The organism is Arthrobacter alpinus, from assembly GCF_001294625.1.
GTDB classification, from domain to species: Bacteria; Actinomycetota; Actinomycetes; order Actinomycetales; family Micrococcaceae; genus Specibacter; species Specibacter alpinus_A.
In genome coordinates this window covers 4,004,997-4,025,219 of the sequence record NZ_CP012677.1, presented here as the reverse complement: position 1 = coordinate 4,025,219, position 20,223 = coordinate 4,004,997, and the positions used below count along the sequence as shown (strand labels likewise).

Genomic DNA, 20,223 nt, shown 5'->3' with positions numbered 1-20,223 from the left:
CCCCGACCTTAGCGCGAATCCTACTCGTAGAGGTTCGCAGCGATCTTGGGATCTGCGATGTTGGCCTTGTCGTACCAGTAGAAGCCGGTGTCGATAACCTTCTCCACCTTCTCTCCCTTGATGGCGGCGACGGCGGCCTTGACGGTTTCGTAGCCGATGCCCACGGGGTTCTGGGTGACGGCCCCGGACATGAGGCCCTCCTTGATAGCGTCCATCTGGGCCTTGCCGGAGTCGAAGCCGACGATGATGAGCTTGCCGGACTTGCCCGCTTCTTTGACAGCGTTGACAACGCCGATGGCGGCACCCTCGTTGGTGCCGTACACGCCGGCAAGGTTCGGATAGGCGGTCATAATGGCCTTAGCCGCATCCGTGGACTTGGCCTGGTCGCCATCGGCGTACTGGATGTCAACGACCTTGATGTCCGGCGCATTCTTCTTCAAGTAGTCAACAAAGCCATCGCGACGATCGGTGCCGGAGGTCGCCGTCTGCGAGTGGCCGATGATGGCGATGTCGCCCTTGTTGCCCAACAGCTCCGCCATGTGTTTGGCAGCCTCAGCGGCGGCCGCCTTATTGTCCGTGGATGCGGTGGCGACGGGGACGGTGGAGTCCACGCCGGAGTCAAAGGCGATGACGGGGATGTTCTTGCCCTTGGCCTCCTGCAGCACGCCCTCGGCGGCCTTCGAGTCAAGTGCCGCCAGGGCCAGGGCCTGCGGGTTCTTGGCCATGGCGTTGTTCAGCTGGTCCATCTGCTGGGAAACGTTGGTTTCCTTGTCCGGGCCCTCAAAGGAGATATCAACGTTGAATTCCTTCGCCGCGTTCTCGGCGCCCTGCTTCACAGACTGCCAGAACTGGTGCTGGAAGCCCTTGGAAACAATGGCGATGTACGGCTTCTTGCCGGCCGCGGCATCCTGGGTTGCTGCCGGGGTATCGCAGGCAGCAACGCTCAGGGACAGTGCAGCGATGGAGGCCAGTGAGAGGAATTTTCTTCTTTGCATGATTTTCTTACTCCTTTGTGAGAACGCTTTGGCTAAATGGGTTTCGGCAGTGCTGGGAAATGCGGCTGGAAAGTCTATTTGGCGGTCTTTTTGCGACGCATCATGTCCAGGTAAACGGCGAGAATGATGACCACGCCCACGGCCACCTGCTGCCACTCCTGCGGGATGGACATGAGGGTGAGTCCGTTGGTCAGAACGGACATGATCAGCGCACCAATCACTGTGCCGATGATTGAGCCCTTGCCGCCTTGCAGGGAGGTTCCGCCAATAACGACGGCGGCAATCGCCTGAAGCTCCAGGCCCATGCCACCTGCTGGCTGGGCCGAGTTCAAGCGGGCCGTGGCGATGACGCCAGCCAGGCCGGTGAAGGAACCTGCCAGGGTGTAGATCAGCACTGTCCACTTGGTCACGTTCACACCGGAGAGGGCTGTGGCCTGCTCGTTGCTGCCAATAGAGTAGGTGTAGCGTCCAAGGACTGTCTTGGACAAGATCAGGCCGGCAATGATGGCTGCAGCGAACAGGATAAACACGGCGTTGGGGATGACCAATCCGGGAATGGATTTGCCCAGGGCGAAGATCTTCTGGAAGCCTGGCACCTCATTGGTGTAGATCGGTTTGGTGCCGGAAATGACAAGCGCTAATCCTGCGGCCACCATCATCATGGCCAGTGTGGCAATAAAGGACGGGATTTTCAGCACTGCAACAAAGAAACCGTTGACACTGCCGATGAGGGCACCGAAGGCCACGCCGGCCAGCACGCCCAGGATCATGGGCAGCCCCAGTTGAGTCATGAACCAGGCCGTCATGACCGAGCAAAGCGTCATGCCCGTACCGATGGACAGGTCGATGCCACCGGTGATGATGACAAACGTGGTGCCCAGCGCCAACAGGCCTGTCACTACGGTGGAGAGCAGGATGTTGGAGAGGTTGCCGGCTTGATAGAAGTTCTCGCTGGCGACAGAGAAGAACACCACAAGGGCCAACAAACTTGCAAATGCCAACAACTGCTGGAAGCTGGCCCGGATTCGGGTTGCCATTTCTGATTTCTTGTCACTGGCAATCTTGCTAGTTTGCGCAGTGTCCTTTACCAAGGTCATGTCTTAGCCTTCACTTTCTTGTCTTGGTTTAGCGCTGCGCGCTGGCACGGTTGCTGGCGGTGGCATCTTCAGTACTTTGCGTAGCCAAGGCCATGATGTTTGCCTGGTTGGCCTCGGCGTTGGAAAGGAATCCGGTGAGCCGCCCCTCGCACATCACGGCGATGCGGTGTGAAAGCCGCAGGACCTCGGGCAGTTCTGAGGAGATCATGATGATGGACTTCCCTTGCGCCGCCAGGTCGTTCAGGAGTGTGTAGATCTCTTCCTTGGCACCTACGTCGATGCCGCGGGTGGGCTCATCAAAGATGAGGACGTCGCAGTCCTTGACGAGCCATTTGGCAATGACGATCTTTTGCTGGTTGCCGCCCGAGAGGTTCTTGGCCGCTTGGGCACTTGAGGGCGTCTTGATGCGCAGCTTGTCAATGTATTCGGTTGCCGTGGCTTTCATGGCCCGGTTATCCAGGACACCCATGCGGCTAAACATCTTCAGCGAGCTCAGAGCAATGTTGTCCTTGACGTCGCGTTCGAGCATCAGCCCAAGATGTTTGCGGTCTTCCGAGAGGTACCCAAGGCCCAGGTTGGCGGCGATGGCCGGATTTCCAATGGTCACCGGGGAACCGTTTAGCTCAATGGATCCTGAGCTAATACGGTCAGCTCCCACGATGGCGCGAGCCACCTCGGTCCGGCCGGCACCCATGAGGCCGGCAAAACCCAAAATTTCCCCCTTACGCAGCTCAAAGCTGACATTGTCCAGGAGATCTTTGGTGCAGAGCCCGGTCACCTTCAAGACGACGTCGCTGGTGTGTGGGATTGCTTCCGGACGCTGGTTTCCGGAGATTTCCCGGCCAACCATCAAGTTTATGACCTCGGCCATGCTGGTTTCGGCGGTGTTGACGGTGTCGATGTATTCGCCGTCGCGTATGACGCTGATGCGGTTGGAGATGGCTTTGAGCTCATCCATTCGGTGCGAGATGTAGATGACACCGGTTTTTTCGCTGGTGAAGTTCCGGATGAGATCGTGCAAGGTGGCCACTTCAGCGTCGTTCAACGCAGCGGTCGGCTCATCCATGATCAGGATGCGTGACTTGTAGGAGAGTGCCTTCGCTATTTCGACCATCTGCTGCTTGGCAACTGTTAGGTCTCCCACACGGGCCTTCGGGTCCAGATCGATGTTGATCTTCTCGAACAAGAATGCGGCCTTGCGGTTGAGCCTGCGTTCACTGAGGAACATGCCGCCAAGACGGGGTTCGCGGCCGATGTAGATGTTCTGGGCCACCGTCAGGTCCTGCATCAGGTTGAATTCCTGGTGGATGATGCTGATACCCAGTTCCTGAGCATGCTTAGTGCCCGCAATAGCGACCTCTTCGCCGTCAATTTCAAACTTGCCGGAGTCAGGGACATAGATGCCGGAGAGCAGTTTCATGAGGGTTGACTTGCCGGCACCGTTCTCGCCCACCAGGGCCAGAACCTCGTTGTATCCCAGATCCAGCTGCATCTCTGACAGTGCCTTGACGCCAGGGAAACTCTTGTTCACCCCGCTCATGCGAAGAAGATGGTTGCTCATACTGCCCTCTCAAGCGTTATTAATGAGATCTGACGTCAGACCTCTTGGCGAAGCGGTTCCCCGAGCGCCAAAGTCTGACAAATTGTTTGAATATTACCGTAACGTCGGTATTCACGTGGATCCGATTCCACCATTGGAGCAACGGAACTTACCCCATGGTATGTTATCCACGACACAAAGATAGATATTTTACGCTAAAACATCCGATGTTTACGAAAAGGTTATCGGAGGTAAATCCGCTCAGCGGTGCCCGACCAAATGTCAGCGGCTTCGGTGCCGCTCAAGGGCTCAAGCAGGGCTGCCACCACCTGAACGCATCGCGCGTAGTCTGCCCCGAGCAGGCTCACGGGCCAGTCCCCGCCAAACATGAGCCGCTGCGGCCCGAAGGCGTCCAAGGCAATGTCCCAGACCCTCTCCAACGCCTGCGCGCTGAATTCTGCACCGGGGCAATGCAGCCCGGACAGCTTGGCCACGGTGTTGGGCAGGGCAGCCACAGCCCGGAATTCCCGCTCCCAGTGCGCTAACTCGTCAGGCGTTCCGGCCCGCGGCGGCTTGCCCAGGTGGTCCAGCACCACCGTCAGCCCGGGCAACTCGGCGGCAAGGGCCGCCACCTGCCCCAGATGCCGGGGGAACGCGTCCGGCACGTCGAAGGGCAGCCCTGCCCGTGCCAGCATGCGCAGGGACTCCCGCACCGGGGCAAGATCCAGCACATTCGGGCGCGGATCGTCATGGATCAAGGTCCGCACGCCACAAAACTTGGGCTGTGCCAACCATTTCTCCAACAAAGAGGCCCCGGCTGCAGGATCTTCCAGCGGCAGCCAGCCCACCACGCCGGCGATGAAATCGTTCTCCGCAGCGTTTTCCAGCATGGCCACGGTATCCGCGGCGGTGTCATCCGCCTGCACCAGGATGGCGCGCCGAACCCCCGCACCAGCCAGTGTTTCCCGGGACTGCCCCGCCGTAAAGGTGTTGTAGAGCGGCCCCAATTCAGGATTTAGCCAGGAATACATGCCCTCCCCCAACTCCCACAGGTGCAGGTGGGAATCCAGGCGGACGACGCCGTTGCCCGTCTGAGGCGTCCGGCCCACCACAGCGGTGGTCGGCACAGCGGTGGCCGGTGCGGGCGTCTTAGCCATGGACGAGCTCCCCCGCAAGCAGCCCGCGGTCGACCATTTCGTTCCACAACCCTGCCGGGACCGGCGTCGACATGCGTTGTGCACTTTGTGTAATTTGTTCGGGGCGGCTCGCGCCCACAACCACTGTGCGCACGACGGGATGGTTGGCGGCAAAATGAAGTGCCGCCGTCGGCAGTTCCACACCAAATTCCTCGCAGCAGGCAGCGAGCGCCCTGGCACGGGCCACAATGGCGGCCGGGGCGGGCTCGTAGTTGTAGTGCGCATCCGCCGGGACCACCGGCCGGGCCAGGAGTCCGGAGTTGAAGGCGCCGCAATTGGCCACGCCCACGCCACGTTCGGCGCACAGGGGCAGCAGAGCGGCGGCGGCAGGCTGTTCCAGCAGGGTGTAGCGTCCGGCGAGCATGATCAGGTCCAGGTCCGCGGCCTGCACGCACTCGCGCAGCGCGTGGGCGGAGTTGGCTCCCACACCGATGGCCCCGACCAGGCCCTCGGCGCGCAGCTTTTCCAGCGCCGGCAGGGCCTGACTGATTCCGGCTTCCAGGTCGTAGACGTCGGGGTCGTGCAAGTAGGCGATGTCGATGCGGTCCAGGCCCAGCCGTGTCAGGGAGTCCTCAAGGCTGCGGCGGATGCCGGCTTCGGAAGGGTCCCAGCGGCGCACGGCGTCCGCTGGAACATCGAAGCCTTCGGCGTCCCTGGCCCCCGACGGGTTGAACGCCGGCTCCAGGATGCGCCCCACCTTGGTGGAAATAACAAACTCATTGCGGGGTTTCGTGGCCAAGAAGGCGCCCACACGGCGCTCTGACAGGCCCAGCCCGTAGTGGGGTGCCGTGTCAAAGTACCTGATGCCCGTGTCCCAGGCGGCCGCGATGGTGGCGGTAGCAACGGCATCGTCCATGGCCCGATACAAATTGCCGATGCCCGCGGCACCGAAGCCCAGCCGGCCCAGTTCCGGAACACTCATGGCAGTTCCCACACTTTCGCCAAGCCCATGTCATCGCCGGAGTAGTCGTCCGCAACCTCGAGCAACTCGGCCATGACGGACTGCCAGACGATGTTCACGGGGTTGGTGGCGAGTTCCTTGCGCATTGCCTGGTAGTCATCCACCTCGACGACGTGGAAGAGTTCCCGGCCGCTGCGCCAGATGTTCCAGTGGTGCACGCCGGCGGTGCGCAGGGCAGCGTCAAGCTCGTCACTGATGGTGGAGTGGACGGAATCGTATTCTGCCTCTTTCCCCGCCTTGAGTCGGGTGTGCAGGGCGATCTTGTGCATCAGATCTCACCTTCTTCATTGAGGAACAGTTCAATCACGGGCACGGCCACATTGGGCCGTTGCACAGGAAGCTTCAGCGTCAAGGTCCCGGCGTCCTGGCCGGCAGGGGTCATGTGCCCTGCGGCCTGGCCCGGGCCAAGGATCATCATGGCCACCTCTGAGGCGTCGTTGAGCAACTGCGCATAGCGGACCTTGCCCGCCAGCGCCGGCAGGTGCACAAACTGGAACGGCCAGGCAAAAAGGTGCAGGTACAGCCGGTCGCCGCGGCGAGTGTACCGCCCGTCCTGCGGCGGCACCGCAGCGGCGGCCCCCGCGCCGTAGATTGATCTGCCGTGGACACGCATCCACTCCCCCATGCCGTCAAGGGCGCCGTGGGCGCGCGAATCGATCTCGCCACGAGCCGTAGGGCCGACGTTGAGCAGCAGGTTTCCGCCCTTGGACACCCCGTCAATGAGCATCCTCACCAGCAGGTCAGCAGACTTGTAGTCGAGGTTGTCCCGGTCATAGCCCCAGCTTCCGTTAAGCGTCTGACAGGCCTCCCACGGCACTTGTTTGCCCCCGCTGAACATGGCGCCAGCGGGCTGGTACTGCTCTGGGGTGACAAAGTCTCCGGGAACATCCAGGCGGTCGTTGACCACGATGCCGGGTTGCAAGTCCCGGATCATGCCCAGCAGTTCCGCCGAGCCCCAATCCTTGCGGCCCTTGCCGGGGAACGTTGTCCCGGCCGACGCCGCGCCGTCGACGGTGGGGTAGGAGAAGTCGAAGAACAGGTAATCGATCTTCCCGTAGTTGGTCAGCAGTTCGCGGACCTGGCCGTGCAGGTACGCACGGTAGTTGCCGCCGTCGCGGGTCTTGTTCAATTCCACGGCGGCCGGGTTGTTCCGCTCGGAGTGGTTGCCGTCGATGGCGAAGTCCGGATGCTGCCAGTCGATGACCGAGTGGTAGAAGCCCACCTTCAGACCCGCCTCGCGCAGCGCCTCGACGTAGGGTGTCAACAGGTCCTTGCCGTAGGGGGTGTTGCTGGCCTTGTAGTCCGTCAAGGCGGAATCCCACAGGCAGAATCCGTCGTGGTGCTTGGTGGTCAGCACCACGTACTTCATGCCAGCCTTTTTGGCAGCTGCCGCCCACTCCCGGGGGTCGTAGAGATCCGGGTCAAAGTGCTCAAAGTATTTTTGGTACTCCTGGTTGGATATTTCCTCCTGGTACTTCACCCACTCGTGCCGGGCCGCCAAGGAATACAAGCCCCAGTGCACAAACATGCCAAAACGTGCCTCGGTGAACCAAAGCGCGTGGTCTACGTGAACTTGCTGTGGCATTGCCCTAAACCGCTACTTCCACGTCTTGTACCTGCCTTGTCTGCGCATCCGCCAGCCAGAAGCCACCATCGGGGAAAGTGAATTCGGCGATGGAGGCCGTATGCATTTCGCTGCCGCCGCCGGGTGTTGTGGGCGGGAAGTAGCAGCCGTCGTGGACGTCAATCGGTGTGACGAAGTGCTCGTGCAGGTGGTCCACAAATTCAATCATGCGGCCCTCCTTGGTCCCCGACACCGCCACAAAGTCAAACATGGACAGGTGCTGCACGGCCTCGCACAACCCCACGCCTCCGGCATGCGGGCAGACCCGAACGCCGAACTTGGCCGCAAGTAGCAGGATCGCCACGTTCTCGTTGACGCCGGCCACCCGGGAGGCGTCGATTTGCAGGACCTGGAGCGCATCGGCCTGAAGCATTTGCTTGAACACCACACGGTTTTGCACGTGCTCGCCGGTGGCCACCGGGATTGGCGCCACAGCCCGGGCAATGGCGGCGTGGCCCAGGATGTCATCCGGGCTGGTGGGCTCCTCGATCCAGGCAATGCCGAATTCGGCCAAGTGGCCCATCCATTCGATGGCTTCGGCCACGTCCCAACGCTGGTTGGCATCCACGGCAATCAAGATCTCCGGCCCGACGGCGGCACGAGCCGCACGCAGGCGGCGGATGTCGTCCTGAAGGTCGGCGCCAACTTTGAGCTTGATCTGCTTGAAGCCGGCGGACACGGCCTCGTGGGCCAGTCGCGTCAATTTCTCATCCGAGTACCCCAGCCAGCCGGGCGTGGTGGTGTAGCCGGGGTAGCCTTCGGCGAGCAAGGTGGCCGTCCGCTGCGCGCGACCGGGTTCGGCCGCGTGCAGAATTTGCAGGGCCTCGTCCCGGGTCAGGGCATCCGTGAGGTAGCGGAAGTCCACCAGGTCAACAAGCTCCTCCGGCGTCATCTGCCCCAGCAGCTGCCACAACGGCAACCCGGCTCGCTTGGCCTTCAGATCCCACAGCGCGTTGATGACGGCGCCGATGGCCATGTGCATGACGCCCTTTTCCGGGCCCAGCCAGCGCAACTGGGAATCATGGGCCAGCTCTTTCCAGGTGGCTCCCATATCCGCAAGAAGTTCCTCGGCGTTGCGGCCAAGAACATAGGGTGTCAACGCCTTGATGGCAGCCGTTTCCACGTCATTGCCTCTTCCAATGGTGAACACGAAACCGTGCCCTTCAAGGCCGTCACCGCTGTCCGTGACAATGCGAAGGTAGGCCGCGGAGTAGTCCGGATCCGGGTTCATGGCATCCGAGCCATCCAATTCACGCGACGTCGGAAAACGAACGTCACTGGTCTCCACGGCGATGACTATGCTCACGATTGCTGCTCCCTGCGAAAGATTGTGGGTAAACCAAAAAAGCTACTCCAAGCTAAACATCGGATGTTTTACATGTCAATATGAGCAATATTGCTGAAATGGCCCGAACTTGTGGGTAAAGTTGCCTAAAAGCTCAGATGTTAAGACCTATGTTGGGCCCCGGCACGCACTAGGGCCGCCCTCACGGCGGCCACGGAGGTAAGTAATAAATGAAGATTGCACGTCTTGGTGCGCAGGGTGCGGAAATTCCTGCCGTGCTGGCCACTGATTCCACCGGCGCCGAACGAGTCTATGACGCCCGCCCAGTCACGGCCGACATCACCGGTGACTTCCTCGCCGGCGACGGGCTCGCCCAACTGGCGGCCGCCGTCGAACGCGGGGAACTTCCCGAGCTTCCGGGTGCCCGGAACCTGCGGGTCGGATCCCCCATCGTCCGGCCCAACAACGTCATCTGCATCGGCATGAACTACGCCGCTCACGCCGCGGAGTCGGGCGCCCTTCCACCCACCATTCCGGTGGTGTTCCTGAAACCGAACAACACCGTTGCCGGCCCCAACGACGCGGCACCGATCCCGCCGCTGGCCGCCAAATACGACTGGGAGGTGGAACTCGCCGTGGTGATCGGCCGTGAGGTCAGCTACCTTTCCAGCGTTTCGGAGGCCGCCGCCGCCGTGGCCGGCTACGTCATCGCCAACGACCTCTCCGAGCGCGAATACCAAATCCCCGGTGCCGCCGGCCAGTGGACCAAGGGCAAATCACTGCCCAAGTCCACCCCACTGGGCCCGTGGCTGGTGCCTGCCTCCGAGATCGACACCAATAACCTCCGCCTGCGCAGCTGGGTCAACGGCGAACCCCGCCAGGACTCCAGCACCGCTGACTTGATCTTCGACGTCCCCACGATCATCCACCACCTAAGCCAGTACATGGTGCTCGAACCCGGGGACGTGGTCCTGACCGGCACGCCCGAAGGCGTCGCCCTCTCCGGCCGCTTCCCCTACATCCAAAACGGCGACGTTGTCGAAATTGAAATTGACGGTCTGGGTCGCCAGCGCCAGGAATTCTTCCGGGCCACAACTACCACGCAGGAGGTCTAAATGAGCCAAGAATTCTCATCACTGACAGCAGTTGTCACTGGCGGAGCATCGGGCATCGGTGCGGCCATCGCAGCGATGCTGCAGGCTATGGGCGCCCAGGTCGCCGTCCTTGACCTGAACCCCACGAACCTCCCTAAGGGGCAGCTCGGCTTTGTCTGCGACGTGGCCAACGACGCCTCGGTCAAGGCAGCGATCGAGGGCACCGTTGCAGCCTTTGGCGGCATCGACATCGTCATCAACAACGCCGGCATCGGCTCGCAGGGCACCGTTGAAGATAACGACGACGCCGAATGGGCACGGGTCTGGGACATCAACGTCATCGGCATGGTCAGGGTGAGCCGGGCGGCCCTGCCGCACCTGCGCAAGTCTTCTGCGGCGGCGATCGTGAACACCTGCTCCATCGCCGCCACCGCCGGCTTACCTCAGCGGGCACTGTACTCCGCCACCAAGGGTGCAGTGCTGTCCCTAACCCAGGCGATGGCGGCCGACCACCTCCGTGATGGCGTCCGCGTGAACGCCGTAAACCCCGGCACAGCCGACACCCCCTGGATTGGCCGTCTCATGGATCAGGCGGATGACCCCGTAGCCGAGCGTGCCGCCCTGAACGCCCGCCAACCCCACGGGCGCCTGGTGACGGCCGAGGAAGTGGCAGGAGCCGTGGCCTACCTCGCCAGCCCACTCGCAGGCTCCACCACCGGCACCTCGATCGCCGTCGACGGCGGTATGCAGGCCCTGCGCCTGCGCCCCGTCAGCCAGTAGCCCACCAGACGCTGCACCACCAATGACAGATTTTTCGGCAACGCTGCATCAGTAGGTGATGCAGCGTTGCCGGAAAACCCGTAAAAGGTGATGCAGCGATGCGAAAAAACAAGTAAAAGGTGATGCAGCGTTTGTCTGGAAGCGGAATTAGCCGGCCTGAGCCAGGACCAGCGGCAGCACCTGGGTGGCCCCGGCGAGGCGCAGCGCCCGGCCGGCAACGGTGAGGGTCCAGCGGCTGTCGACGAGGTCATCGACCAGCAGGACCGGCCCTCCCGGGTAGGCGACAAGGGCGGCGGCAAGCTCCGGCCCCACGGCCAGCCTGTCCCACACGCCCGCCAATCGGTAGGCGCTGTTGCCGCCACGGCGCCCGGTGGGCCCGCCAAATTCGAGGGACAGCTCACCCAGGTAGGGCAGCCTGCCAATCTCGCACATGGTCTGGGCCAGCGAGCGCACCAATTCCGGCTTGGTCCGCGACGGCATCGACACCACCGCAACGGGACGGCCGGCGCCGGCCCACCGGGCCTGGCCCCAGTCGCGCAGCACGCCCACCACGGCCTGCGCCACGGCGGGATCAAGGGGCGCGTCCGGGGCGCCTGCGGCAAATATGGCCCGCAGGGAGTTGCCCCAGCCCAGGTCCGTCATCCTGGCCAGCACCCGACCCTGCGCCACTTGTTCCTCCGCCTTGAGCTTGCCCTTCACCGGAACGCCCAGCCTGTCCATGCCCGTGGGCCACAAGGTGCGCGGCTCAATGGGCAGGCCGGCATGACTCAGGGATTCGCTGGCCGCCTCCACGGCACCGGAGCCGATGTCCGTGGGGAACCACCGCCCGGCACATGAATCACACCGCCCGCAGGGCGCTGCCGTGGTGTCATCCAGGGCAGCGGCGAGGTATTCCATCCGGCAGCCGGACATTTTTTCGTACACCATCATGGACTGTTGTTCGTCCACACGGGCCTGGGCAATACGTTCGTAGCGGTCGCTGTCATAAACCCATGGCTGCCCGGTCGACTCCCAGCCGCCGGAGACCCGCCGCACGGCCCCGTCCACCGCCAGCACCTTCAGCAGCAGTTCCAGCGGGGTGCGGCGCAAGTCCACACGCGCCTCCAGTGCGGGGGTGGACATGGGCTTGGCCGCCGCGCCCAGGGCCTCCAAAACCGCCATCGCCTTGTCCTGGGCAGGCATCGAAGCCGTCGCGAAATACTGCCAGATGTCCTGATCCTCAGCCCCGGGCATCAACAGCACGTCGGCGTTGGCGCTTCCGCGGCCGGCACGGCCCACCTGCTGGTAGTAGGCCACCGGGGATGACGGCGCACCCAAGTGAATCACGAACCCCAAATCTGGTTTGTCGAACCCCATGCCGAGGGCGCTGGTAGCCACCAGCGCCTTGACTTGGTTGTCCTTGAGCGCCTCTTCCAGGGCCTCCCGCTCCATGGTGTCGGTGCGTCCCGTGTACGCCTTGACCACATGCCCGGCCTCCGCCAAAAGTCGTCCGGTGTCCTCGGCCGCGGAGACCGTCAGGGTATAGATGATGCCGCTGCCGGGCAGCTCGGGCAGGTGCGTCAGCAACCAGCCCAGCCGGTCCCGGGAATCGGCTAGGCGCAGCACGCCCAGGCGCAGCGACTTGCGTGCCAGCGGACCCCGGATGGTGAACACGCCGGCGCCCAATTGTTCCTCGATGTCTGCAACCACCCGGGAATTGGCCGTGGCCGTGGTCGCCAGGACCGGGACCGACGGCGGCAGCCGCGCAATAAGGTCAGCGATCCGGCGGTAGTCGGGCCGGAAGTCATGGCCCCAGTCGGAGATGCAGTGGGCCTCGTCAATCACCAACAGGCCCGTGCGCCGGATCAGGGTTGGCAGCTGGTTTTCCCTGAAGGACGGGTTGGTCAGCCGTTCCGGGGAGACCAGCAGCACATCCACCTCGTCGGCTGCCAAGGCCGCGGAGACCAGGTCCCACTCGGTGGCGTTGGCCGAGTTGATAGCCATGGCACGCACGCCGGCCCGTTCTGCTGCCGCCACCTGGTCACGCATCAGAGCCAGCAGCGGGGAAACGATCAAGGTTGGGCCGGCGCCCCGGGCACGTAGAAGCAGGGACGAGACGAAGTACACAGCCGACTTCCCCCAGCCGGTGCGTTGGACCACCAAGGCCCGCCGGCCGGCGTCGACCAGCGCCTCGATGGCCTCAAACTGGCCGTCGTGGAATTCCGCGTCCGCCCGTCCCACGAGCTTTCGCAACACCACCAACGCCTGCTCACGGGTGGCGGAAGTCTCAACGGTGGCCGGAGGCAGGGACGGGGACTGGCTAGGTATCATGGTGCTAAGTATTTCAGTGGTCACCGACAATGGAATCCCCAAAGCCTGCCCGGCACCGAATCTGTGGATAACGGCGATGTCCTTACAATTGTGCCCGGTATCATGGAGATGTGACTACTGCAGAGAATGTACCTGTCGATCTGTCCAGCTCCTTCAAGGCGTATGACGTGCGCGGCATTGTGGGCCAGACCATTACCGCCGAGTCCGTCCAAGCCGTCGGCGCGGCCTTTGTCGACGTGCTGGGCCTGGCCGGCGAGACCGTCCTGGTGGGCGGGGATATGCGCCCCTCCTCCGCCGAGTTCAGCCAGGCTTTTGCCGACGGCGCTGCCACCCGCGGCGCGAATGTGCAACTGCTCGGTTTGATCTCCACCGATGAGCTGTACTTTGCCTGCGGTTCACTGAACGCCGCCGGCGCCGTGTTTACCGCCAGCCACAACCCTGCCGAGTACAACGGCATGAAGATGGCGAAGGCAGGAGCAGTCCCGGTCTCCTCCGAGACCGGTTTGATGGACATCCGCGACCTGGCCCAGACGTACTTGGCGGAGGGGATCCCGGCCGCTGCGGCGAAGGGTGTCATCGCCGAGACTGACGTCTTGCTACAGTACGCAGAATACCTGCGCAGCCTGGTGGACCTCTCCGGCTCGCGCCCCTTGAAAGTGGTGGTCGACGCCGGCAACGGCATGGCCGGAATGACCACCCCCGCAGTCCTTGGCGACACCCTGCTCGCGGGTCTGCCCTTTGAGATTGTGCCCCTGTACTTTGAGCTGGATGGCACCTTCCCGAACCACCCCGCCAACCCCTTGGAGCCGGCCAACCTGCTGGACCTGCAGGCGGCCGTCATCAAGCATGGCGCCGACATTGGCCTGGCGTTCGACGGCGACGCTGACCGCTGCTTCGTCATTGACGAACTCGGCGCACCCGTCTCGCCTTCGGCAGTGACAGCGTTGGTGGCCCGCCGCGAGATCGCCCGCGCCAAGGCGCTGGGCGAGGAGCACCCCGCCGTGATCCACAACTTGATCACCTCCCGTGCCGTGCCCGAGCTGATCGCCCACGACGGCGGGCGCCCGGTCCGCACCCGTGTGGGCCACTCCTTCATCAAGGCCACCATGGCCGAGGAAGGCGCCGTCTTTGGCGGAGAGCACTCGGCCCACTACTACTTCCGCGACTTCTTCAACGCAGACACCGGCATGCTGGCCGCCATGCACGTCCTGGCCGCACTCGGTGAGCAGGAGGGCCCGCTGTCGGATCTGGGCCGCGAATACGAGCCCTACGTTTCCAGCGGGGAGATCAACTCCCAGCTCGCCGACGTACCCGCCGCCGTGGCCCGTGTCCGTGCCGCCTACACAAACGAGGACGTCACCATCGACGAGCTCGACGGACTGACATTCACGGCCAACAATGGCCAGTGGTGGTTCAATCTGCGCGCCTCCAACACCGAACCGTTCCTGCGGTTGAACGCCGAGGCCGTGGACGCCGTCACTATGGCAGATGTCCGCGACGCTGTTCTGGCCCTGGTCCGACAGTAACCGATTCCCCCGCACCCACTTCCCAAGGAGTACCGATGGATACCAACAACGCTGCAGCCGACCAGGCCAGCGCCGAGCAAATTGCTGCAGACCAGCTGGTCCAGGACGACCTGAACAAGCTCATTGGCACCGCGCTCGGTGTGGCCGGAGACCAAATCGAAGCCCACGGCGCGTTCCTGCCGGTGGCCCTGGTGGTCAGCAACGACGGCGAGATCAGCCTCGTGGCTGTCTCTCCGAACACCGTGGAAGGCGAAGCGGAAACCGATCTGGACGCCGATGAGATGATCTCGGACCTCTACGAAGCCCTGACGCAACAAAAGGGGCAAAACCGGGCCGCCGCCGTCGTCTGTGACATTCACCTCCCGGACGACTCCACCGACGCCATCCACATCATGGCCGAACACAGCAACGGCGTGAGTATCTCGGCGGTGCGCCCGTACCGACAGGCACCCAGCGGCTGGGATTTTGGCGCCCCGTTCCTGGAGCCCGGCGAGAATCAAATCTGGGCCTAGCGCATGCGCATCAACTCCTTTTCCGATGTCAGCCTTCGGCTGTTGATGGTGCTGGGTTCAACACCCGAAGATGAGCTTGCCACCACTCGCGAACTCGCCGAGGCCGTGGGGACGCCGTACAACCACGTCAGCAAGGCCGTGCTGAAGCTGCGCCAGATGGGCCTGGTGGAGGCCATCCGCGGCCGCAGCGGCGGGGTGCGCATCTCCCCTGAGGGCCGTCGGGCCACCGTGGGCGGCGTGCTGCGTGTGCTCGATGACCACAGTGACGTGGCCGAGTGCCAGACGAACATGGGCGCCTGCCCCTTAATCCACGACTGCGGGTTGCGCGGGGTACTCAACCACGCCCGCGAAGCCTTCTACTCCTCGCTGGACAGCGTGACCATTTACGGTCTGGCCGGCAAAACCCAGGAAGGCCCAGTCTCTGTGACCTTGAGCACAGTGCGCCCGGCCTAGTCCGCGTCAATTCAACACTTTTCTACAACTCGTAGAAATTGCGACTTTAAAGACGCATCTCAGATGCTACTTTTGGAATGTCACCTCGAATTCCACCCAAGGAGTACCGATGCTTTCGGAAAAGTCCCGCCCGCTGATTACCGCAACACTTCCCCTGGTAGGTTCTCGCCTAGGCACCATCACGCCGAATTTTTACAGCCGAATGCTGACCGCGCACCCCGAGCTCTTGGACGGCCTGTTCAGCCGCGCCAACCAGAACAACGGCGAGCAGCAGAAGGCACTGGCCGGTTCCATCGCCGGATTCGCCAGCGCCCTGGTGGCCAACCCGGACATCATCCCGGAGCAGTTGCTGAGCCGGATTGCCCACAAGCACACGGCACTGGGCATCACCGAGGACCAGTACGACATCGTGTACAAGTATCTGTTTGAAGCCATCGCCGAGGAACTCGCTGACGTCATCACCGCCGAGATCGCCGATGCTTGGACCGAGGTGTACTGGCTCATGGCCAACGCCTTGATCAAGATTGAAAAGGGCCTTTACGCTCTGCAGGCCAATGACAAGATGTGGATGCCCTGGACCGTCATTGAGAAGAACCCCGCCGGCACCGACGCCATGACCTTCGTACTGGCGCCTGCCGACGACACGCCCGTCACCGTGGCCCGCCCCGGCCAGTTTGTCTCCGTCAAGGTTGCCCTGCCCGATGGCTTGCTGCAGGTGCGCCAGTACTCGCTCTCGGCCGACGTCGAGTCCACCACCCGCCGCGTGTTCACCACCAAGAAGGATGACGGCGGCGAGGTCTCGCCCGTGCTGCACAACAATGTGCAGGTGGGGGACGTGCTCGAGCTTTCCAACCCTTACGGCGATGTGACCCTCGACGGCGAAGGCCCGGTCGTGTTCGCCACGGCAGGGATTGGCTGTACCCCCTCCGCGTCGGCGCTGCGCTCACTGGCTGCCACCGGAACCGATCGCGAGGTCATGGTGTTGCACGCAGAAAAGAACCTTGCCGCTTGGGCCCTGCGCGATCAGATGACCAACGACGTCGACGCCATCGACGGCGCCGAGCTGCAGTTGTGGCTGGAGGAACCGACCGAGGGCTTCCACAAGGGCTTTATGTCCCTGGCCGGCCTGGACATTCCAGCGAACGCCTCAATGTATGTGTGTGGGCCGCTGCCGTTCATGAAGGCCATCCGCAACCAGGCGATCGACGCCGGCATCCCGTCCACGAAGATCCACTACGAGGTTTTCGGCCCGGACCTCTGGCTCGCCGGCGCAGCTTCCTAGCGGATCTCGTTGAGAGGGCAGATCACCACGGGCCCGGCGGCGTCGAACGCCGCCGGGCCCGTGGTGATCTGCCCTCTCAACGGTGGGCTGGGTTAAGCCGCGAAGCGCTGCTTTAGGTCTTCAAGCTCGGCAGCCATGTCCGCCGGCAGGGAATCGCCAAAGCGGGCGTACCACTGCTCAATACCCTGCAACTCCTGCTCCCATTCGGCCGGATCCACCTTCAGGGCATCTGCCATGTCCGACGCCGAGACCTCCAAACCGCTCAGGTCCAGTGAGCCGGGGGCCGGGGTGAAGCCAATGGGCGTCTCCACAGCGTCGGCGGTACCTTCAAGGCGTTCCACCACCCATTTGAGCACGCGGCTGTTCTCACCAAATCCGGGCCAGGCGAAGCCACCGCTGGAGGTACGGCGGAACCAGTTCACAAGGAAGATCTTCGGCAGCCGGGCTTGGTTGGCTTGGGCGGAGAGATCGATCCAGTGCTTGAGGTAGTCGCCGGCGTCGTAGCCGATAAAGGGCAACATGGCCATGGGATCCCTGCGCACCACACCCACCGCACCGGTCGCGGCAGCGGTGGTTTCCGAGGACAGGGTTGAACCCATGAAGATACCGTGGGTCCAGTCGCGGGCCTGCGTCACAAGGGGAACTGTGGTTTTGCGGCGGCCGCCGAACAGGATCGCATTGATTTCCACGCCTTCGGGAGCGTAGTACTCGGAGGAGAGCATGTCCACTTGGTCAATAGGCGTGCAGAACCGTGAGTTGGGATGGGCCGCGGGGCGTCCTGAATCCGGCGTCCAGCTGTTGCCCTGCCAGTCGGTTAGGTGAGCGGGCACCTCCTCGGTCATGCCCTCCCACCACACGCCGCCGTCGTCCGTCAATGCGACGTTGGTGAAGATCGAGTTGCCCTTGGCGATCGCTGCCATGGCGTTGGGGTTGGTGGACCAGCCGGTGCCCGGGGCTACGCCGAACAGGCCCGCCTCCGGGTTGACCGCACGGAGTTCGCCTTCCTTGCCAAAGCGCATCCAGTTGATGTCATCGCCGAGCGTCTCGGCCTTCCACCCGGGAATGGTCGGTTCCAGCAACGCCAGGTTGGTCTTGCCACAGGCCGACGGGAACGCCGCGGCCACGTGGTAGCTCCTATTCTCGGGGCTGATGAGCTTCAGGATCAGCATGTGCTCGGCCAGCCACCCTTCGTCGCGGGCCATGACGGAGGCGATGCGCAAGGCAAAGCACTTCTTGCCCAGCAGCGCGTTGCCGCCGTAGCCGGAGCCGTAGGAGAAGATGGAGCGCTCCTCGGGGAAGTGCACAATCCATTTCTCTTCATTGCATGGCCAGGCAACGTCTTTCTCCCCGGGAGCCAGCGGCGCACCCACGGAGTGCAGTGCGGGGACGAAGAAGGCGTTGCTGAGTTCCATCTGGCGCAGCACGTCGGTACCGATGCGGGCCATGATTCGCATGGAAGTCACAACGTAGGCGGAGTCGGTGATCTCGACGCCGTACTTGGGATCCGGCGCGTCCAGGGGCCCCATGACGAAGGGGATGACGTACATGGTTCGACCGCGCATACTGCCGGCAAACCTGTCATCCAGGATCTCCTTCATCTTCGAAGGTTCCATCCAATTGTTGGTGAATCCGGCGTCGCGCTGCTTCTCCGAGCAGATGAACGTCCGGCCTTCAACGCGGGCCACGTCCACTGGATCCGAAAATGCGGCAAAAGAGTTGGGGAAAAGTTCCGGGTTGACCCTGGTGAATGTCCCGGACGCCACCAGCTCGTCGGCAAGCTCGGCATATTCGCGCTCAGACCCGTCGACCCAGTGAATGGTGTCCGGCTGAGTGAGTTTTGCAATCTCCTCCACCCATGCGGCTAGGCCGCTGTGGGTTGTCATTGCCTGCTCAACAGATTCCTGCACGGGTTCCTGCACTGGCGCGTGGCCCATCATGTATCCCTTCATTGGGTCAGTCAGTTGGTGACTAAATGCTATGGCCCCGAAATCGGATTTCCCGGGCGTTGGACATGGGATGTACCCGTGCACCTCATGGGAAAAACCGCTGACCTGCGGGGTTTTCACGAATTGTTATGGTCAACATTTGTGAGACAGATCACCTAGACCGGTCTAGTGTTGGGGAACACCGCGCTTTCGATTTGTGCCCACGGTCAATGCGGGTTAGAGTTATTCACGGCCCGAGGGTCAACAAAGAAACAAAGAAACTAAATATGCGTGCGTAGCTCAATGGATAGAGCACCTGACTACGGATCAGGAGGTTGGGGGTTCGAGTCCCTTCGCGCGCACTTTGAAAAAAGCGGTCCATTTAGGTGGGCCGCTTTTTGCTTTAACTTAGCGTTTCGGCGCATAAACGTACGTTGTCCGCTTACCCGCTGTTGTCTAACAACGGGTAAGCGGACAACGTACGTTTATGCACCAGAACCAGCAGGCACAAGCCGCCGGGCTGCGCAGTCACTTCCTCCACCCAGCCGTGGGGGCAGACGGGATCGCGGTTGCCCCGGACCTCCAGGTTGGAGCCACCAGGACCGGCCGGCCCGGCCCCTCGACTTCCACAAAGTCAATGAGCACCCTGCCCATTTGCGCCATGATCATCGCATTTTTGGGCTCGGGCGCGTCACCAAAACCAGGCAGGTCGATGGCCACCACCCGCCCATGGGATTCCAGGGCCTGGCTCAGTTCGGCAAAATATGGGATCCCCATGCCGACGCCGTGCACCAGCAAAAAGGTGCGCCCTTCCACCTTGCCTGTGTCGGTTGTGACAATTTCATACCCACCTGCGCGAACTTTGCGCACCGTCATGTTGACCGTATCGCCGAGAACTCGCGCCATGGGCCAAACGACGACGGCGCAACCGTCGCTGGGCCGTCGTCCAGGGAACCGCCGCAGGCTTTAGACGGGGCTCACGAACTGGATGATCTTGGCCCGGATGCCGTCAAAGTGGCAGCTGAGCAGGCTCGCGGCGGTGGCGGAGTCCTTGCCGGCGACGGCGTCGTAGATGGCACGGTGCTGGGCTGCGGTGTCGAGAAGATCGGAACTGCCAATACCAATCTCCAGGTGAATTTTGCGGTAGACCTTCCAAAAGACGCTCATGAGGTTCATCAGGAGATCATTGTTCAGCGGCTCAAAGAGAAGCCGGTGGAATTCGGCGTCAGCCTCGGTGAAGGTCTCGCCCTTGGCCGCCTGGCGTTCCATCTTGACCACCGCCGCCTCGATGCTGATCAGGTGCTCATCGGTGACTTTGGCGATGGAGGCGCCAATGAGGCCCGATTCCAGGGCCTGGCGGATGTCAACCAGCTGAAGCGCTTCCAGTCCTTCGTGGCGCAGGGACAGCCTGCCGCGAAAGGTCAGCCCGTCGGCCAGTGCCTCGAAGTTGCTGGGAGCCACAAACATCCCAAAGCCGTGGCGGATCTCAATGACGCCCAGCGCCTGCAGAACCTTCAGGGATTCACGCAAGGTGTTGCGGCCGACGCCCAGAACCTCTGAAAGCTCGTTCTCGGTAGGCATGGGATCACCCGCGTCCAGATCGCGATCCAGAATAAGTTCCATAATGTCTGCCTGCAGGGCGC

Annotated in this window: 18 protein-coding genes and 1 tRNA gene; 7 read left to right on the top strand and 12 right to left on the bottom strand. The window is 62.7% G+C overall.

The window, feature by feature from the left end:
* Positions 1-20: 20 nt before the first annotated feature.
* The 8 genes from AOC05_RS18465 to AOC05_RS18430 all read right to left on the bottom strand — a co-directional run bounded on the left by AOC05_RS18465 (position 21) and on the right by AOC05_RS18430 (position 8,719).
* On the bottom strand, positions 21-995 hold the full coding sequence (locus tag AOC05_RS18465) for an ABC transporter substrate-binding protein (protein WP_062009114.1): 975 nt from the start codon (positions 993-995) through the stop codon (positions 21-23).
* Positions 996-1,069: 74 nt separating this feature from the next.
* A complete protein-coding gene (locus tag AOC05_RS18460; RefSeq protein ID WP_231687150.1) occupies positions 1,070-2,032 on the bottom strand; it encodes an ABC transporter permease in 963 nt (320 codons plus the stop codon).
* 88 nt (positions 2,033-2,120) lie between these two features.
* Positions 2,121-3,653 (bottom strand): sugar ABC transporter ATP-binding protein, encoded by a 1,533-nt coding sequence (locus AOC05_RS18455; RefSeq protein WP_062009110.1) that lies wholly within the window; start codon positions 3,651-3,653, stop codon positions 2,121-2,123.
* A gap of 221 nt (positions 3,654-3,874) precedes the next feature.
* Positions 3,875-4,789, bottom strand: a complete 915-nt coding sequence (locus AOC05_RS18450) for an amidohydrolase family protein (protein ID WP_082358076.1) — start codon at positions 4,787-4,789, stop codon at positions 3,875-3,877.
* A complete protein-coding gene (locus AOC05_RS18445) occupies positions 4,782-5,750 on the bottom strand; it encodes an aldo/keto reductase (RefSeq protein WP_062009108.1) in 969 nt (322 codons plus the stop codon). The genes AOC05_RS18450 and AOC05_RS18445 overlap by 8 nt, the downstream gene beginning before the upstream one ends.
* Positions 5,747-6,058, bottom strand: a complete 312-nt coding sequence (locus tag AOC05_RS18440; RefSeq protein WP_062009106.1) for an L-rhamnose mutarotase — start codon at positions 6,056-6,058, stop codon at positions 5,747-5,749. The genes AOC05_RS18445 and AOC05_RS18440 overlap by 4 nt, the downstream gene beginning before the upstream one ends.
* Entirely contained in the window at positions 6,058-7,374 is a 1,317-nt protein-coding gene (locus AOC05_RS18435) for an alpha-L-fucosidase (protein ID WP_062009103.1), read from the bottom strand. Before AOC05_RS18435 ends, AOC05_RS18440 begins: the two co-directional genes overlap by 1 nt.
* A 4-nt stretch (positions 7,375-7,378) precedes the next feature.
* Complete coding sequence (locus AOC05_RS18430) at positions 7,379-8,719, bottom strand: enolase C-terminal domain-like protein (RefSeq protein ID WP_062009101.1); 1,341 nt, start codon at positions 8,717-8,719, stop codon at positions 7,379-7,381.
* A gap of 209 nt (positions 8,720-8,928) precedes the next feature.
* Between AOC05_RS18430 and AOC05_RS18425 the strand changes: the two genes are divergently transcribed.
* Positions 8,929-9,813, top strand: a complete 885-nt coding sequence (locus AOC05_RS18425; protein WP_062009099.1) for a fumarylacetoacetate hydrolase family protein — start codon at positions 8,929-8,931, stop codon at positions 9,811-9,813.
* On the top strand, positions 9,814-10,572 hold the full coding sequence (locus AOC05_RS18420) for an SDR family NAD(P)-dependent oxidoreductase (protein WP_062009094.1): 759 nt from the start codon (positions 9,814-9,816) through the stop codon (positions 10,570-10,572).
* Positions 10,573-10,719: 147 nt separating this feature from the next.
* Here AOC05_RS18420 and AOC05_RS18415 read toward each other — a convergent pair whose 3' ends face one another.
* Positions 10,720-12,882 (bottom strand): RecQ family ATP-dependent DNA helicase, encoded by a 2,163-nt coding sequence (locus AOC05_RS18415; protein WP_062009092.1) that lies wholly within the window; start codon positions 12,880-12,882, stop codon positions 10,720-10,722.
* 110 nt (positions 12,883-12,992) lie between these two features.
* Between AOC05_RS18415 and AOC05_RS18410 the strand changes: the two genes are divergently transcribed.
* From AOC05_RS18410 to AOC05_RS18395, 4 genes are all read left to right on the top strand, one after another.
* Positions 12,993-14,408, top strand: a complete 1,416-nt coding sequence (locus tag AOC05_RS18410) for a phosphomannomutase/phosphoglucomutase (RefSeq protein ID WP_062009090.1) — start codon at positions 12,993-12,995, stop codon at positions 14,406-14,408.
* Positions 14,409-14,443: 35 nt separating this feature from the next.
* The gene (locus AOC05_RS18405; protein ID WP_062009088.1) at positions 14,444-14,920 is read left to right on the top strand and encodes a hypothetical protein; all 477 of its coding nucleotides are present in this window, start codon (positions 14,444-14,446) and stop codon (positions 14,918-14,920) included.
* Between the two features lie 3 nt (positions 14,921-14,923).
* A complete protein-coding gene (locus AOC05_RS18400) occupies positions 14,924-15,373 on the top strand; it encodes an RrF2 family transcriptional regulator (RefSeq protein WP_062009086.1) in 450 nt (149 codons plus the stop codon).
* A gap of 109 nt (positions 15,374-15,482) precedes the next feature.
* Positions 15,483-16,655 (top strand): globin domain-containing protein, encoded by a 1,173-nt coding sequence (locus tag AOC05_RS18395; protein WP_062009084.1) that lies wholly within the window; start codon positions 15,483-15,485, stop codon positions 16,653-16,655.
* Between the two features lie 92 nt (positions 16,656-16,747).
* On the opposite strand, the gene AOC05_RS18390 is transcribed toward AOC05_RS18395, so the two are convergent.
* Positions 16,748-18,589 (bottom strand): phosphoenolpyruvate carboxykinase (GTP), encoded by a 1,842-nt coding sequence (locus tag AOC05_RS18390; RefSeq protein ID WP_062010030.1) that lies wholly within the window; start codon positions 18,587-18,589, stop codon positions 16,748-16,750.
* 280 nt (positions 18,590-18,869) lie between these two features.
* Between AOC05_RS18390 and AOC05_RS18385 the strand changes: the two genes are divergently transcribed.
* A tRNA-Arg gene (locus AOC05_RS18385) sits at positions 18,870-18,942 on the top strand.
* A 166-nt stretch (positions 18,943-19,108) separates the two neighbouring features.
* Here the strand turns inward: AOC05_RS18385 and AOC05_RS18380 are convergent.
* Together AOC05_RS18380 and AOC05_RS18375 are read right to left on the bottom strand one after the other, a co-directional pair.
* The gene (locus tag AOC05_RS18380; RefSeq protein ID WP_154604873.1) at positions 19,109-19,486 is read right to left on the bottom strand and encodes an alpha/beta fold hydrolase; all 378 of its coding nucleotides are present in this window, start codon (positions 19,484-19,486) and stop codon (positions 19,109-19,111) included.
* 60 nt (positions 19,487-19,546) lie between these two features.
* Entirely contained in the window at positions 19,547-20,203 is a 657-nt protein-coding gene (locus AOC05_RS18375; protein WP_082358075.1) for a FadR/GntR family transcriptional regulator, read from the bottom strand.
* Between the last annotated feature and the right edge of the window lie 20 nt (positions 20,204-20,223).